We start from the raw sequence: 14,682 nt of genomic DNA on the forward strand, positions 1-14,682 counted from the left end.
GGGTGGGTCCACGGCGACAGGTCCGAACAGCGCCGCGGGCTTCCCTACGATAAGGGGCCGTCGGGGGTGCGCCGGGCCCCGTCCGCCGCCCGAACGACAGCACCCGCCCGGCGGATGCCCAGCATGTCCAGAAGGGACGCACACCGATGACGCAGCTCCAGGCGCCACCCGGTCGTACCGCCACCGCTCCCGCCGTACCGGACCGGCCGGTCACCCCGGCCGACAAGCGCCGCCGGGGACGCCTCGGCCCGGTCGTGGTCGGGCAGCTCGTGGTGGTGGAGTGCGCCGCGCTCGCGGTCTGGTTCGCCACCGCCGGCCCGGCGTGGCTGCTCGCGGTGGTCGCCGTCCTGGCACTGCTCGCGGTGGCCGCGACGTTCGCGCGCCGGGACGGCCGCTGGTGGTACGAGGATCTGATGCTCCGCCGCCGGCTGCGCCGGCGCCGCGACCGGGCCCGGGGCGCGGCACCCGGTGGTGACCCGAGGCTGGCCGCGCTGGCCCCGGAGCTGACAGTGGTGGAGCTGACCGAGCGCGGCATCCGGCTCGGCATCGGGCAGGACGACCGGGGCTGGTTCGCCGCGCTGGCGCTTACCGGCCGGCCCGGCGCACCCGCCGGCTCGATCGAGGCGGCGGCGGTCGACCGCGCGCTCGCGGTACTCGCCGACTTCTCCGGCCCGGTCACCCAGACCCAGGTCGTCTCGCACACCCTGGTCTGGTACCCGGCGCCCGGCGCGCCGCCGTCGGCGTACCGGACCGTGTGGATGGCGCTGCGCCTGTCGGTGTCCGACGCGCGGGCCGAGGCGGTGAGCCGGGGCGGCGGCCTGCGCGGCGTGCACCGTGCGGTGGCGGCCGGGGTGGGCCGGCTCGGCAAGGCGCTCAACGCCGCCGGCCTCGGTCACCGGGTGCTCGACCGGAACGAGCTGCACGCGGCGGTGGTGTCCGGGGCCGGGCTCGACCTCGCGCCGGAGTCCCCGGTGGAGACGTGGACCAGCCTGCGCGGGGGCGGCTGGACGCAGCGTTGCCTGGCCCTGCGGGTACGCCCCAACGGTTCACTCGGTGCACTGGTGGACGCGGTCACCGCCACCTCCGCGCCCTCGCACACGGTCGCCGCGGTGGTGCTCCCGGGCGGGCGGCGGGTGCCGCCGCTGCTGCGGGTGGCGGCCATGGACGGGCACGCCGAGGCGCTGGTGAAGGCGGTCCGGGAGATGGCCCGGCGCGCGGGCGTGCCGGCCCGCCCGCTGGACGGCCAGCACGGCCCCGGCGTCTACGCCACCGCGCCGGTCGGCACCGCGATGGGCACCGTCACGGTCGAAGGTTGACGATCCAGCCGTACGCGCCGCAGACCCAGACGGCCAGCGGCACCAGCGCGATGATCAGCAGGATCTCGACGATGTCCAGGATCCGGCCCCAGACCGGGGAGATCCGCTTGCCGGCCACGGTCAGGCCGTAGACCAGGCTGATCACGGCCAGCACGGCCAGGCCGCCCAGGATCAGCCCGAGCCGTGTCGCCAGCGAGCCGGCGGCGAACACGGCGGCGGCGACCAGCCCCAGGCCGGCGGTGCCGGACAGCAGTACCGGCGTGCGCTGGGCGCGGCTGAGGAACGGGCGGGCCCGCAGCAGCGACAGCAGGGCCAGCACCAGGCAGAGCAGGACCGCGGGGAGCCGGCCGTCCCCGGCCAGCACCACCTCGCCGCCGAGCACCAGCAGCGAGACGGTCCAGAGCAGACCGGTGAGGAACGCGTCGGCGCGCTCGCTGTCGCGCAGCACCGACGGCCCGTCCACCGACTCGGTGTCGGTCTTGAGGTCGTCCGGCCCGGTGGGGATGGACGGCACCGGCAGCCGGGCCAGGCGGTAGGCGAGCATCGGCAGCGCGGGCAGCGCACCGAACGCGACTGTCGCCACCACCGCCGCCGAGGCCGCCACGCCGATGCCGAAGGCCAGGCTGAGTACGGCGCCGAGGCCGACCGCCCCGCCGATGCCCACCGCGCCGAGGAACAGCGGCAGGCGGTCGCCGACGGCGAGCGCGGCGACCGCGCCGAAGACCACCACGGCGGTGCCGGCGAGCAGGACGTGCGGGCCGGCCAGCTCGCCGAGCGTCCGGTCCCCGGCGAGCACCAGCAGGCCGCCGGCGCCCGCGTAACCGATCCCGACCAGGGCCAGCACCGCGCCGGTGCGGCTGTCGCCGGCGGCGCGGGAGAGCACCGCGGCGCCGACCAGCAGCGCCACCGCGACCACGAACGCGGCCGCCGCGCCGGGTAGCTGCGGCGGGCCGGTGAGCAGCGTCGCCACCGCGCCCGCGGCGAGCGCCGAGGCGGCCAGCAGGACCGCGAACGCCCTGGTGGTGCCGACCTGCCAGGCGCCCGCCCGCTGGGTGGTGGAGGTGGCGACCGCGTCCACCACGTCGTCGAAGACGATCTCGGGAGCGGTCGCGGCACGCGGGTTGAAGTAGAGCACCTCGCCGTCGCGTACGCCGAGCTGAGCGGCGGTCCGGCCGCCGTCGAGCGGCTGGCCGCCGAGCCGGGACAGGGCCCAGCCGCCGTGCCGCACGCCCTCGTCGGCCAGGTCCTCGCCCGCGTACCGCAGCAGCGTGGGCAGCAGGTCGGCGAGCGGCACGTCGGACGGCAGCGCCAGGTCCATCCTGGTACGCGGCGCCACGATGGTGATCCGACTCAGCCCACCGGTCGCCGCCTTCGTCGCCACAGTGGCCTCCTCGTGCTCGCCTACGATCCGCCGGGCCGTCGGCGTCGCCCACACGGGGCCACGACGCCACCGGGAGATTACCTACGATGGCGGTCGCACAGGTTGCCCACCCGACGCTCACCGGCGGTGGCAGACCACGATCACTGCCGCTTCTGGGGAGGGGAGAGCCGTGAGTACGGTGGTGTTCCGCCGGCTTCCGCGTCAACCGGGGCCCGCGCTGCCGCGCGGCGAGGTGCTGCTGGAATCCCCGCCCGAGCTGCCCGAGCCGCAGGCCAAGGGCATGGGTCAGGTGCTGATGATCCTGCCGATGCTCTGTGGTGTCGGCGCGATGGCGTTCCTCTACGCCGGCCGGGGCGGCGGCATGATGACGTACGTCGCCGGTGGCCTGTTCGGTGTGTCCATGCTGGGCATGGCGATCGGCACGCTCGGCAACGGCGGCAAGGACAAGGCCGAACTGAACGCCCAGCGGCGCGACTACATGCGCTACCTCGCGCAGATGCGCAGGCGCACCCGGCGCGCCGCCGAGCAGCAGCGCGCCGCGATGACCTGGCGGCACCCGGAGCCGGACGCGCTCTGGTCGATCGCCGCCTCCCGCCGGCTGTGGGAGCGGCGGATCACCGAGGACGACTTCGGCGAGGTGCGGATCGCGCTGGGCCCGCAGCGGCTGGCGGTGGAGATCGTGCCGCCGGAGACCAAGCCGGTGGAGGACCTGGAACCGATGAGCGCCATCGCGCTGCGCCGGTTCGTCCGGGCCCACTCCAGCGTGCCGGACCTGCCGACCGCGCTGTCGCTGCGCGCGTTCAGCCGGATCGCGTTGCGCGGCGACCGGGAGCCGGTGCTCGACCTGACCCGGGCCGCGCTGGGTCAGCTCGTCACCTTCCACGCCCCGGAGGACCTCCTCGTGGTCGTGGTGGTCGCGCCGGACCGGCAAGGGGCCTGGGACTGGGTGAAGTGGCTGCCGCACGCCCAGCACCCGGGGCGTACGGACGCGGCGGGCGCGCGCCGGATGGTGTTCGCCGCGCTGAGCGAGGCGGAGACCGCGCTGGCCCAGGACCTGGGCGGCCGGCCCCGGTTCGCGCCGGAGGCGAAGCCGCTGACGACCGCGCCGCACGTGGTGGTGGTGCTGGACGGCGGCGAGGTCTCGGCGACCTGCGCGCTGACCGGGCCGGGCCTGCTCGGCACGACCGTGTTCGACCTGTCCGGTGCGGTCCCGCGCGACGCCGGGCGCTGGCTGCTCTGCCTGGACGCCGGGGACGGCACCGGCCTCGACCTGGTCCGCGGCACCGCGACGTCGCGGCTCGGGCGGCCGGACCGGCTGTCCCTGAGCGCGGCCGAGGGCCTGGCCCGGCAGATCGCCCCGTTCCGGCTCTCCCAGCAGCAGGGCGCCAGCACCGAGGAGCCGCTGGCCCGCAGCATGGAGCTGCCCGACCTGCTCGGCGTCGGCGACGCGGCCACGGTGGACACCCGGCAGACCTGGCGTCCGCGCAGCCACCGCGACCGGCTGCGCATCCCGCTCGGCCTGGGACCGGACGGCAACGTGGTCGAGCTGGACTTCAAGGAGTCCGCGCACGAGGGTATGGGCCCGCACGGCCTGGTCATCGGCGCGACCGGTTCGGGCAAGAGCGAGCTGCTGCGGACCGTGGTCGGGGCGCTCGCGGTGACGCACTCGTCGGAGGAGCTGAACTTCGTCCTGGTCGACTTCAAGGGCGGCGCCACCTTCGCCTCGCTGGACGCGTTGCCGCACACCAGCGCGGTGATCACCAACCTCTCCGACGAGCTGCCGCTGGTCGACCGCATGCGGGACGCGCTCGCCGGTGAGATGAACCGCCGGCAGGAGGTGCTGCGGGCGGCGGGCAACTACGTCTCCCGGTACGACTACGAGAAGGCGCGCGCCGCCGGTGAGCCGCTGGAGCCGATGCCCAGCCTGCTGATCATCTGCGACGAGTTCTCCGAGCTGCTCGCCGCCAAGCCGGACTTCATCGACCTGTTCGTGATGATCGGCCGCCTCGGCCGGTCGCTCGGCGTGCACCTGCTGCTCGCCTCGCAGCGGCTGGAGGAGGGAAAGCTGCGCGGCCTGGACACGCACCTGTCGTACCGGATCGGTCTGCGCACGTTCTCGGCGGTGGAGAGCCGGATCGTGCTCGGTGTGCCTGATGCGTACGAGCTGCCCAGCGCGCCCGGCCACGGCTACCTGAAGACCGACACCGCCACCATGCTGCGGTTCCGCGCCGCCTACGTGTCCGGCCCGTACCGCGCGCCGGGGCAGGTGCAGCGTTCCACCCGGGCGCAGGTGCAGCGCCGGATCGTCCCGTACGGCGTCGACTACGTGCCGGTGCCGGCTCAGCCGAGCCCGGCGGAGGCCGCCCCGGAGCCGGAGCAGAGCGGCGACGGCAAGGCCGTGGCGATGCTGGACGTGCTGATCGACCAGCTCAAGGGCCGGGGACGCCCGGCGCACCAGGTGTGGCTGCCGCCGCTGGCCGAGCCGTCCGGGCTGGCCGAGCTGCTGCCCAAGCTGAGTGTGCACCCGACGTACGGCCTGACCACCGCCGACTGGCCGGGCCGCGGCCGCCTCGCCGTCCCGGTCGGCATCGTGGACCGCCCGTACGAGCAGCGCCGCGACCCGATGATGGTCGACCTGGCCGGGGCCGGCGGCAACGTCGTGATCGTCGGGGCGTCGCTGAGCGGCAAGAGCACCATGCTGCGCTCGATGCTGGCGTCGCTGGCGCTCACCCACACGCCGCGCGAGGTGCAGTTCTTCTGCCTCGACTTCGGCGGTGGCGCGTTGCGCAGCCTGGACGGGCTGCCGCACACCTCGGGTGTGGCGGGCCGGCGGGACGTCGAGGCGGTCCGGCGGACGGTGGCCGAGGTGGTCGCCGTGATCGACGAGCGGGAGAACCGGTTCACCCAGCACGGCATCGACTCGGTGGCCAGCTACCGGCGCCGCCGGGCCGCCGGCGAGTTCGCCGACGACCCGTTCGGTGACGTCTTCCTCGTGGTGGACGGCTGGAACACGCTGCGCCAGGAGTACGAGGAGCTGGAGCAGACGATCACGAACCTGGCGAACCGGGGCCTGGGCTTCGGCGTCCACGTGGTGATCACCGCGGTGCGCTGGGCGGAGATCCGGATCAACATGCGGGACCTGCTCGGCACCAAGCTGGAGCTGCGGCTCGGTGACCCGTCGGAGTCGGAGATCGACCGGCGGGCCGCGCAGAACGTGCCGGTGGGCGCGCCCGGTCGCGGTCTGACCCGGGACAAGCTGCACTTCCTGACCGCGATCTCACGGATCGACGGCAAGCGCGACATCGAGGACCTGGCCGAGGCGTCGGTGGCGCTCGCCGGTCACGTCGCGGTGAACTGGCCGGAACAGCCGGCGCCCAAGGTCCGGCTGCTGCCGCGCAAGCTGGCCGTCGCCGAGCTGGCGAAGGTGGTCGACAGGTCCGCCCCGGGCATCCCGATCGGCGTGAACGAGTCGGCGCTCGCCCCGGTCTACCTGGACCTGGCCGGTGAGCCGCACCTGACGGTGTTCGGCGACGCCGAGTGCGGCAAGACCAACCTGCTGCGGCTGATCGCGCGGGGAATCGCCGAGCGGTACACCCCGGCCCAGGCGCGGCTGGTCATCGCCGACTACCGGCGCGGGCTGCTGGGCGCGGTCGAGGGCGACCACCTGCTCGACTACGCACCGTCGAACCAGGTGTTCAGCCAGGGGCTCGGCTCGATCCGCAGCGCGTTGCAGAACCGGCTGCCCGGCCCGGACGTGACCACCGCCCAGCTGCGCGACCGGAGCTGGTGGAAGGGTCCGGACCTGTACATCCTGGTGGACGACTACGACCTGGTCGCCTCCGGTGGCGGCAACCCGCTGAGCGCGCTGCACGAGTTGCTGCCGCAGGCGCGGGACGTCGGCCTGCACCTGATCATCACGCGCCGGGTCGGCGGTGTGGCGCGGGCGCTGTACGAGCCGGTGCTGCAGCGCCTGCGCGAGCTGGACTCGCCGGGTCTGCTGATGTCCGGCAGCCGGGAGGAGGGCGCGGTCTTCGGCAACCTGCGGCCGACCCCGCAGCCGCCGGGCCGGGGCACGCTCGTGCGCCGCCGCGACGGCCGGCAGCTGATCCAGACCGCGTGGACGGAACCGGCCTGACGGGACGCCTACAACGACGCGGTCTCCGGTCTGGCCGCCACCGCCGCCATCCCGGTCCTGGCCGTCGGCATGTCGACGATCGTCGAATCGTCACGCGGGCGGCCCTGGCCTCGGGCTCGACCGTCCACCTCGTACGCAGGGCGCCCGGACCACGTCTGTCGACAGTGGGGTGGCGGGATGCGACGGCGAGCCGTCAGGGCTGCGCGGGTTGGACGTCGTCCGCTACGGTTCGGATGAAGTGTCCGTCGGTGGGGTGGGTACGCCTTGCCGCGGGGGAGGGCGCGGCGGATCCGCCGCCACAACATGACGGAAGGGTGTGAAGCATGGCGTTCGAGGTCAGTGCAGCGACTCTGCACACCGCCGCGAGTGACGTGCGGTCCACGCGCAGCGACGTCGACGGCGAGCTCAAGAAGCTGTGGAACGTGGTCGACGATCTGGCGATGGCCTGGAAGGGCCAGGCGTCCACGGGCTTCCAGGGCCTGATGAACCGCTGGACCGAGGACACGAACAAGCTGCTGACCGCGATGGACAACATCGCGGACCTGCTTGACAAGTCCGGCACCACGCACCAGGTCAACGACGAAGACCAGCAGCAGATGCTGGACAAGTTCCACGCCGCGCTCAACCCGTGATCCGCGAGGACAGGCAGAGGAGGAATCGATGAGCATCAAGGTTGACTACGCTGTTCTGGAGAGCAGCAACCAGCAGATGCAGGCCATCTCGCGGACCATCGACGAGAAGCTGGACACGCTTCGGGCGATGCTGAGCAAGCTCGAGTGGGAGGGCCAGGACCGGGTCGCCTACGAGCAGCACCAGGCCCAGTGGGACGCCGCCGTGCGGGACATCAACAAGGTCCTGAACGAGATCGGCGGCGCGGTGGGCATCGCGCGCGAGAACTACATGACCACGGAGATGAGCAACTCCAAGGTCTGGGGCAACTGAGCCCGAACGGTCCACAGCGGCTCCGCTCCGGCTCGTGCCGGGCGGAGCCGTCGTGCGTTCTCAGGCGTCCTGCGGGACTTCCCGCCGTCCGGGGCGCCATCCGCGCCGGCGTCCGCGTGCCACGATGGGGCGCATCGTCAGCAGGACGCCGGCCAGCAGCGCGCCGACGACGGCGACCCAGATCGCGACGGTGCGCTGCCAGGCCAGCGGGTCGGCGGGCGGCGCCGGCGGCGGCATCGCACCCGGTGGCGGATCCTCCCGGGTGCCCAGCAGGCTGGTGACCGCCCGGTACGGGTTGACCATGCCGAAGCCGACCTCGGCGTTGTGCCCGTCGGGCGGGTTGTCGGCGGTACGGGTCAGCCGGTAGGCGACCTCGTCGGCGCTGATGTCCGGGTGTGCGGCCCGCACCAGCGCGGCGGCCCCGGAGACGTAGGCGGTGGCGAAGCTCGTCCCGCCCTGCGGCTCGGCCCGGTAGCCCGATCCCTGCGGCGCGGGCCCGACGATGTCCAGCCCGGGGCCGGCGATGTCCACATAGTCCCCGCTGACCGAGCTGCCGACGTGCCCGCCCTGCTCGTCGATCCCGGCGACGGCGACGACACCGGCGTACGCCGCCGGATAGGCGGGCCGGTCCTCCCGGTTCTCCTGCCGGTTGCCGGCGGAGGCGACGACCACCACGTCCTTGCCGAGCGCGTACCGCACCGCGGACTTCAGCGCCGGGTCGTCGAGCGTGACCAGGGACAGGTTGATCACGTCGGCGTCGTGGTCGACCGCCCAGCGGATCGCCTTGCCGATCTCGGCCGGCACGTCCGGGTCGAAGTTCTCCCTGTTCTCGGCCAGCACCCGCAGCGGAAGGATCTTCGCCTCCGGCGCGATGCCGGTGTACGGCGAGCCGGTGCCCTCCCGGCCGGCGATGATGCCCGCGACCATGGTGCCGTGGCCGACCAGGTCGCACTGGCCCTTCAGGCGGACGAGCTGGTTGAAGTCCTCGCCCGGCAGCACGCGCCCGCGCAGCAGGGGATGGTCCGGCGAGACCCCGGAGTCGATCACCGCGACGGTGATCCCCGCGCCCTTGCCGATCCGCCACGCGGCGGCCGGGTCGAGGCGGCTCAGCGCCCACGGCACCTCGGTGGGCGCCGGGCCGCCGGGCGGGCCGCACTTCGGGGCGGCCAGCGCGGGCGCGGGCAGCGCCAGCGCGCCGCCGAGCAGGGCGGTCACCGTCGCTCCGGAAAGGACGGACCTGATCCGGTGTCCGGCCCGGACGCGTCCCGTGGTCGCGCCCGGCCGCGAGCTGTCGCGCACGCGGTGAGATTACCTGCCGCGCCCGCCCGCGCGGGCACACGTGGTACCGGCCTGGTCACCTGTCGGCGGTGGCGTCCCCGACCGGCTCGGCGAAGAGGGCCAGCAGGGCGCCGACCTGCTGGTCGGCCTCGGCCGGGTGCCGGAAGCGTCCCTTCGGGTTGATCGTGTACTCGTTGCGCCGTCCCACCCGCGTACGCCGCAGGTAGCCCCCCGCCTCCAGGTCGGCGACGATGGCCTGGGCCGCCCGTTCGGTCACGCCCACCTCGTCGGCCACGTCCCGCAGCCGGGCGGTGGGATTGCGTGCGATCGCGAGCAGCACGTGGCCGTGGTTGGTGAGGAAGGTCCAGTTACGGCGGCTCCCGCCCTCAGCTGGTGTGGTCGCCATGGTGGTCATGCTATTCCCCTGCTCGGTAGTACCGGCCCGGCGCGGGCCGGCACGGGAAAGTATGAAATGCGTATCACGAATCTTGACGGGCCCCCAGGTGCGTGTGACCGTGGGTCGCGAGGCCGTTCGGCCTGGTGGTTCCCCAGGTAGACGAGGTGAGGGACATGACGCCGAGCACCCCGGAGCAGGCACTGACCGAGCTGCGTGCCGGTAATCACCGGTTCGTCAGTGGCGCTCCGCAGCATCCGAATCAGGACGCCGGGCACCGGGCGGCGGTCGCCGTCGGCCAGCACCCCTTCGCGGTGATCGTCGGCTGCTCCGACTCGCGGCTCGCCGCCGAGATCATCTTCGATCGCGGTCTCGGTGACCTCTTCGTGGTGCGGACGGCCGGGCACACCGCCGGGCCGGAGGTGCTCGGCAGCGTCGAGTACGCGGTCACCGTGCTCGGCACGCCGCTCGTGGTGGTGCTCGGCCACGACTCGTGCGGCGCGGTCCAGGCCGCCCGGGAGGGGGTCCGGACCGGCGCCGCCCCGGTCGGGCACCTGGGCGCGGTGGTGGACGCGGTCTCGCCCAGCCTGCTGCGCGCCGCCCGCCAGGGCGTCGACGACCTCGACGGCATCATCGACGTGCACATCGCGCAGACGGTGGAGACGCTGCTGGCCCGGTCCGCCGTACTGGCCGAGCGGGTGGCGGCCGGGCGGTGCACGGTGGTGGGCATGTCGTACCGGCTCGCCGGCGGCGAGGTGCGGACCGTGGCGCAGTCCCCGGCCCCGCTGCCCGCTCCGGCGGCGCCCGCCGACCCGGCGCTGGCCGGCTGACCCGTAGGGCGACGAAGGGGCCGCCCTCGGGGCGGCCCCTTCGTCGTGTCCGGGTCAGAGCAGCGACATGTGGACGTGATCGGTGTGGTTCGACGGTCCGCTGTACGAACGCCAGCCGGTGGCCGGGAACCAGATCTGCCGGTTCCAGATGACGTAGTAGATGCCCAGCCGGTCGGCGTTGCGGATGAGGAAGGCGGCGACCTCGTTGCCGTACCGGCGGGTGTCGTTGTTGTGCCAGGGCGCGAAGCCGCTGTTCTGGAGCGACCAGTCGCACGCCTTGCCCTTGGGGTGCTCCCACGGCCCGCCGGGCCGGTAGCAGCCCACGAAGCGCTTGAAGCCCGCGCGGCGGACCTCCTGGTAGGCGTGCAGTGTGCGCGGTGTGACGCAGCCCGAGGTGGTCGGGTCGTCCTCGCTGCACGACTCGGCCTTCCAGCCGCCGTCGGCGGTGCGGCCGGGGGCGATCTTGGCGACCGGTGAGGTGGCGGAGACCAGGCCGCCGGTGAAGCCGAGACCGCCGACGAGCTTCAGCGCGCGCTCGGCCTGCACCTTCTCGCGCTCCATCGCGTTCTTCTGCTTCTCCTGCTCGCGCACCTCGGCGTCGAGCGCGATCTTGGCCTGCTCGGCGCGGGTCTTGACCGCGTTGATGGCGGCCAGGCGCTGCGCGTTGAGGAGGTTCAGTTCGTCCAGGGCGTTGACCCGGCGGACGAACGAATCGGGGGAGTTGCTCTCCAGCAGCATCGCCATCGCGCCCATCCGGCCGGTCCGGTAGGACTGGGCGGCGAGCTGGTTGACCTGTGGGCTGAGCGCGTCGAATTCGGCCTGTGCCGTCTTCACCTCGGCCGCCAGCCGCCGCTGGCGGTCCTGCGACTTGGCCAGCTTCGCCTTGGCCTGGAGGAAGTTGCGGTTGGCGGCGTCGATCGCCTCGGTGATGAGCGGCGGTTCGCCGTCCTCCTCGTGACCCGAGGGGGTGCCGGGGGCCGCCGCAGTGGGGGCCGCGGTCGCCGGGGTGGGCCCGGCCAGCACGGCCAGCGAGGCCAGCACGGCCACCACGGGTGTCAGCCAGCGGCGCAGGGGTGCCGTCACAATGTTCCCTTCCGTCGGCCGCCGACCGGGTTAGCTGACGGGTTCGGGACGGAAGTGGCCCCTACCGCTGTCGCGGATTCACCCCATGTACCTGGTTCCCCGGCTCGCCCGCGGGCGATTGGGCGGCGGCACCGCTGGCGCCGGTGCGCGCCTTCGGCGGTGACCGGCAGCGAGGTTACCTGACAGCACTCCTGAGGTTCTACGTCCGGAAGCCGACCAATAGCGAGATTTCGCCGTGGCGCACCGTGACCAGCGTCGCGTTTGAAATCGATGGTCACGCTGCGCAGTGTCACCATGCGGCCTCCGTACTCTTCCCGCCGCCGAGCGCCTCCAGCGCGTCGTCCCGCCCGGCCGGCGGCCGGGGCGCGGGTGGCGCCGGTTCCGCGCCGCGCGAGCGCCGTCCGGCGGTGGTCACGATCGCGGCCAGTCCGGTCGTCAGCGGTACGGCGGCGATCAGGCCGAGCGTGGCCACCGCGCTGCGGACGATCTCCTGGGCGAGGAACTCGCTGGTGAGGATCTGGCTGACCGGTCGGGCGTCGGCGACCAGCAGGAGCAGCAGCGGCAGCGAGGCGCCCGCGTACGCCAGCACGATGGTGTTGACGGTGGACGCGATGTGCGCCCGGCCGACCCGGGTCGCGGCCCGGTAGAGCTGCCGCCGGGACAGGCCCGGGTTGGCGTGTGCCAGTTCGGTGACGGTGGCCGCCTGGGTGACTGTGACGTCGTCCAGCACGCCCAGCGAGCCGATGATGATGCCGGCCAGCAACAGCCCGTGCAGGTCCACGTCGGCCTGGAACATGGACAGCGTGGTGGCGTCCTCGCTGCCGAAGCCGGTCAGGTGGGTGGCGGACGTGGCGAGCAGGCCGAGCACGCCGGTGACCACCAGGCTGCCGAGCGTGCCGAGCACCGCCACCGACGTCTGCGCGGTGATCCCGTGGGTCAGGTAGAGCACCACGAACATGATCAGCGCGGCGCCCACGATCGCCACCAGCAGCGGCGGCCGGCCGGACCCGATGCCCGGCAGCACGAAGCCGAGCACGATGGCGAAGCTGGCCACCAGCCCGCCGAGCGCGGCGAGCCCGCGCCAGCGGCCGAACGCCACGATCGCGGCGGCGAACAGCACCATCAGCCAGATCAGCGGTGTGCCGCGCTGGTGCTCGGCGATGTTGTAGGACTTCACCGCCGGGTCGGCCGGGTCGGTCAGTTCGACCAGGACGACCTCGTCGCCGACGGCGACCCGGGGCGCGCCCGGCCCGGCCGGGATCGGCATCTCGACCGGCCGGCCCGCGTCCGGGCCCTGCTCGGCGGTGACGGTCACGGTGCCGCAGGGGCCACCTCCACCGGCCGGCGTCTCCGGGGTGGGCGGGCAGGGCTCGGTGACCACCCGGGTCACGGTGCCGTGGTAGCGGGGGACGTCCGCGCCGCCGACCGGCTCCCGGTCCTGCCGGGGCCAGAGCACCAGCGCCGCGATCACGGTGAGCGCGAACAGCGGAACCACCACGGCGACGAGCAGCCGTCGTACGCCCGGCGGCGCGGCGGCTGCGGGGCGGGTGTGGTCGGCACCCATGGCGTCTCTCCCAACGGTCGCGGCGACGCCTGGTCCGCCGGACCGGTCTGGTCACCCGGCCGGCGTGGACGTGTCGACCACGTCCGGGGCGTCGCCCGGCCATGGTAGGCAGCCCGGCTCGCCCGGCCCGGCAGGCCGGGCCCGGGACGGGCGGGTGACCGTTTCAGCCGCGCTTCATGAGGCGGCCGACAGCGGCCATCATCTCGGTCGCCATCTCGTCGGCCCGGCCCTCGGCGGCGCCCTCGTGCATGCAGTGCCGGGCGTGGCCGTCGAGCAGGCCGAGGCCGACCTTGTCCAGCGCCGCCTGGATGGCCGAGATCTGGGTCAGCACGTCGATGCAGTAGCGGTCGTCCTCGACCATCTTCTCGATGCCACGGACCTGGCCCTCGATCCGGCGGAGCCGGGCGAGGAGTTGGTCCTTGCTGGCGGTGTAGCCCCGGGTCGGGCTGGACGGCGCGGTCATGACACCGAGGATAGCGTACCCCTTGGGGGTATGCTAACGTTCGAGTCGTACCCCAGGGGGGTATGAGATCGGAGGGCGAGATGGAGACCACGTACCAGGTGAACGGCATGACCTGCGGGCACTGCGTCAACTCGGTGAGCACCGAGCTGAGCGCGCTTCCGGGCGTCACCGACGTCCAGGTCGACCTGGCCGGCGGCCGGGTCACCGTCACCAGTCGGAACCCGCTGGACGTGGACGCGGTCCGCGCGGCGGTCGACGAGGCCGGCTACGACCTCGTCGGTGCGTGACGGGTCCGGCGGACCCGCAGAAACCGAGGAGACACCATGAACACGGCGACGAAGCTCAGCGGCTTCGCCCTCGGCCTCGTGGCGGTGTTCGGCGCGGCGTACGGGATCGGCACCCTGGCCGATCCCGTCGCCCCGGCCGCCGACACCCGCCACGACGACAGCGACAGCGACCACGGGGCCGGCGGCACCGGCCACGGTGACGAGAACGGGGCCTCCGCGCACCCGCCCGGCGGGCTGCTCGTCTCCGAACGCGGCTACACGTTCCAGCCCGCCGCCGCCCCGGCCGGACAGTTCGCCTTCCGGATCACCGGCCCGGACGGCGCGCCGGTCACCCGCTTCGAGGTGGCCCACGACAAGCGCATGCACCTGATCGTCGCCCGGCGGGACCTCTCCGGGTTCCGGCACGTCCACCCGGAGATGACCGGCGACGGCACCTGGCAGGTCGCCTCGCCGCTGCACGGCCCCGGCGCCTGGCGGGCGTTCGCCGACTTCACCCCCGAAGGCGGCGACCCGCTGACCCTCGGCCTGGACGTCACGGTCCCCGGCGAGCTGACCGCCCGGCCGCTGCCGGCACCGGCGACCAGCACCACCGTCGACGGCTACACGGTCACCCTGACCGGCACGCCGGAGCCGGGCCGGACCAGCCGGCTCACGCTCTCCGTCAGCCGCGACGGGCGGCCGGTCACCGACCTTCAGCCCTACCTCGGCGCGTACGGGCACCTGGTGGCGCTGCGGCAGGGCGACCTGGCGTACCTGCACGTGCACCCGGAGGGCACGCCCGGCGACGGGCGCACACCGGCCGGTCCGGCGATCACGTTCGCCGCCGAGGTGCCCTCGGCCGGGGCGTACCGTCTCTACCTGGACTTCCGGCACGGCGACGCGGTGCACACCGCCGAGTTCACCGTCCTCGCCGGCGACCGGACCGCGCCGGTGCCCACCGCGCCGGCACCCACCACCGCACCGACCCCGGACGCCGGACACGGCAGCCCGGGGCACGGGCACAGTTGAG

General features: G+C 73.9%; 13 protein-coding genes and 1 riboswitch. Of the genes, 7 read left to right on the forward strand and 6 right to left on the reverse strand.

What is annotated here, in order from left to right:
- The first annotated feature begins 146 nt into the window (after nt 1-146).
- Nucleotides 147-1,316, forward strand: a complete 1,170-nt coding sequence (locus tag C569_RS0110555; RefSeq protein WP_018785749.1) for a type VII secretion protein EccE — start codon at nt 147-149, stop codon at nt 1,314-1,316.
- Here the strand turns inward: C569_RS0110555 and eccD are convergent.
- Complete coding sequence (gene eccD, locus C569_RS0110560) at nt 1,300-2,697, reverse strand: type VII secretion integral membrane protein EccD (RefSeq protein WP_018785750.1); 1,398 nt, start codon at nt 2,695-2,697, stop codon at nt 1,300-1,302. The two genes, C569_RS0110555 and eccD, sit on opposite strands and share 17 nt — an antisense overlap.
- A gap of 169 nt (nt 2,698-2,866) precedes the next feature.
- On the opposite strand from eccD, the gene C569_RS0110565 reads away from it, so the two are divergent.
- From C569_RS0110565 to C569_RS0110575, 3 genes are all read left to right on the forward strand, one after another.
- On the forward strand, nt 2,867-6,832 hold the full coding sequence (locus C569_RS0110565; protein ID WP_018785751.1) for a type VII secretion protein EccC: 3,966 nt from the start codon (nt 2,867-2,869) through the stop codon (nt 6,830-6,832).
- 323 nt (nt 6,833-7,155) lie between these two features.
- Nucleotides 7,156-7,464, forward strand: coding sequence for a WXG100 family type VII secretion target (locus C569_RS0110570; protein WP_018785752.1), 309 nt, complete (start codon nt 7,156-7,158; stop codon nt 7,462-7,464).
- Between the two features lie 28 nt (nt 7,465-7,492).
- On the forward strand, nt 7,493-7,774 hold the full coding sequence (locus C569_RS0110575; RefSeq protein ID WP_018785753.1) for a WXG100 family type VII secretion target: 282 nt from the start codon (nt 7,493-7,495) through the stop codon (nt 7,772-7,774).
- A 60-nt stretch (nt 7,775-7,834) separates the two neighbouring features.
- Here the strand turns inward: C569_RS0110575 and mycP are convergent, their stop codons facing one another.
- Both mycP and C569_RS0110585 read right to left on the reverse strand, forming a co-directional pair.
- On the reverse strand, nt 7,835-8,989 hold the full coding sequence (gene mycP, locus C569_RS0110580; protein WP_018785754.1) for a type VII secretion-associated serine protease mycosin: 1,155 nt from the start codon (nt 8,987-8,989) through the stop codon (nt 7,835-7,837).
- A 139-nt stretch (nt 8,990-9,128) separates the two neighbouring features.
- Entirely contained in the window at nt 9,129-9,467 is a 339-nt protein-coding gene (locus C569_RS0110585) for a helix-turn-helix domain-containing protein (RefSeq protein ID WP_018785755.1), read from the reverse strand.
- Nucleotides 9,468-9,622: 155 nt separating this feature from the next.
- Between C569_RS0110585 and C569_RS0110590 the strand changes: the two genes are divergently transcribed.
- Nucleotides 9,623-10,276, forward strand: coding sequence for a carbonic anhydrase (locus C569_RS0110590; protein ID WP_018785756.1), 654 nt, complete (start codon nt 9,623-9,625; stop codon nt 10,274-10,276).
- A gap of 54 nt (nt 10,277-10,330) precedes the next feature.
- On the opposite strand, the gene C569_RS0110595 is transcribed toward C569_RS0110590, so the two are convergent.
- The 3 genes from C569_RS0110595 to C569_RS0110605 all read right to left on the reverse strand — a co-directional run bounded on the left by C569_RS0110595 (nt 10,331) and on the right by C569_RS0110605 (nt 13,386).
- Nucleotides 10,331-11,359: a hypothetical protein gene (locus C569_RS0110595; protein WP_018785757.1), complete on the reverse strand. Its 1,029-nt coding sequence runs from the start codon at nt 11,357-11,359 to the stop codon at nt 10,331-10,333.
- Nucleotides 11,360-11,362: 3 nt separating this feature from the next.
- Nucleotides 11,363-11,494: riboswitch (cyclic di-AMP (ydaO/yuaA leader) on the reverse strand.
- 154 nt (nt 11,495-11,648) lie between these two features.
- On the reverse strand, nt 11,649-12,923 hold the full coding sequence (locus C569_RS0110600; RefSeq protein ID WP_018785758.1) for a YibE/F family protein: 1,275 nt from the start codon (nt 12,921-12,923) through the stop codon (nt 11,649-11,651).
- Between the two features lie 163 nt (nt 12,924-13,086).
- A complete protein-coding gene (locus C569_RS0110605; protein WP_013283780.1) occupies nt 13,087-13,386 on the reverse strand; it encodes a metal-sensitive transcriptional regulator in 300 nt (99 codons plus the stop codon).
- A gap of 80 nt (nt 13,387-13,466) precedes the next feature.
- Between C569_RS0110605 and C569_RS0110610 the strand changes: the two genes are divergently transcribed.
- A complete protein-coding gene (locus C569_RS0110610) occupies nt 13,467-13,673 on the forward strand; it encodes a heavy-metal-associated domain-containing protein (protein WP_018785759.1) in 207 nt (68 codons plus the stop codon).
- A gap of 36 nt (nt 13,674-13,709) precedes the next feature.
- Nucleotides 13,710-14,681, forward strand: a complete 972-nt coding sequence (locus C569_RS0110615) for a hypothetical protein (RefSeq protein WP_018785760.1) — start codon at nt 13,710-13,712, stop codon at nt 14,679-14,681.
- Nucleotide 14,682: the final 1 nt, after the last annotated feature.

The organism is Micromonospora sp. CNB394, from assembly GCF_000374985.1.
In the GTDB taxonomy this organism is placed as follows: Bacteria; Actinomycetota; Actinomycetes; order Mycobacteriales; family Micromonosporaceae; genus Micromonospora; species Micromonospora marina.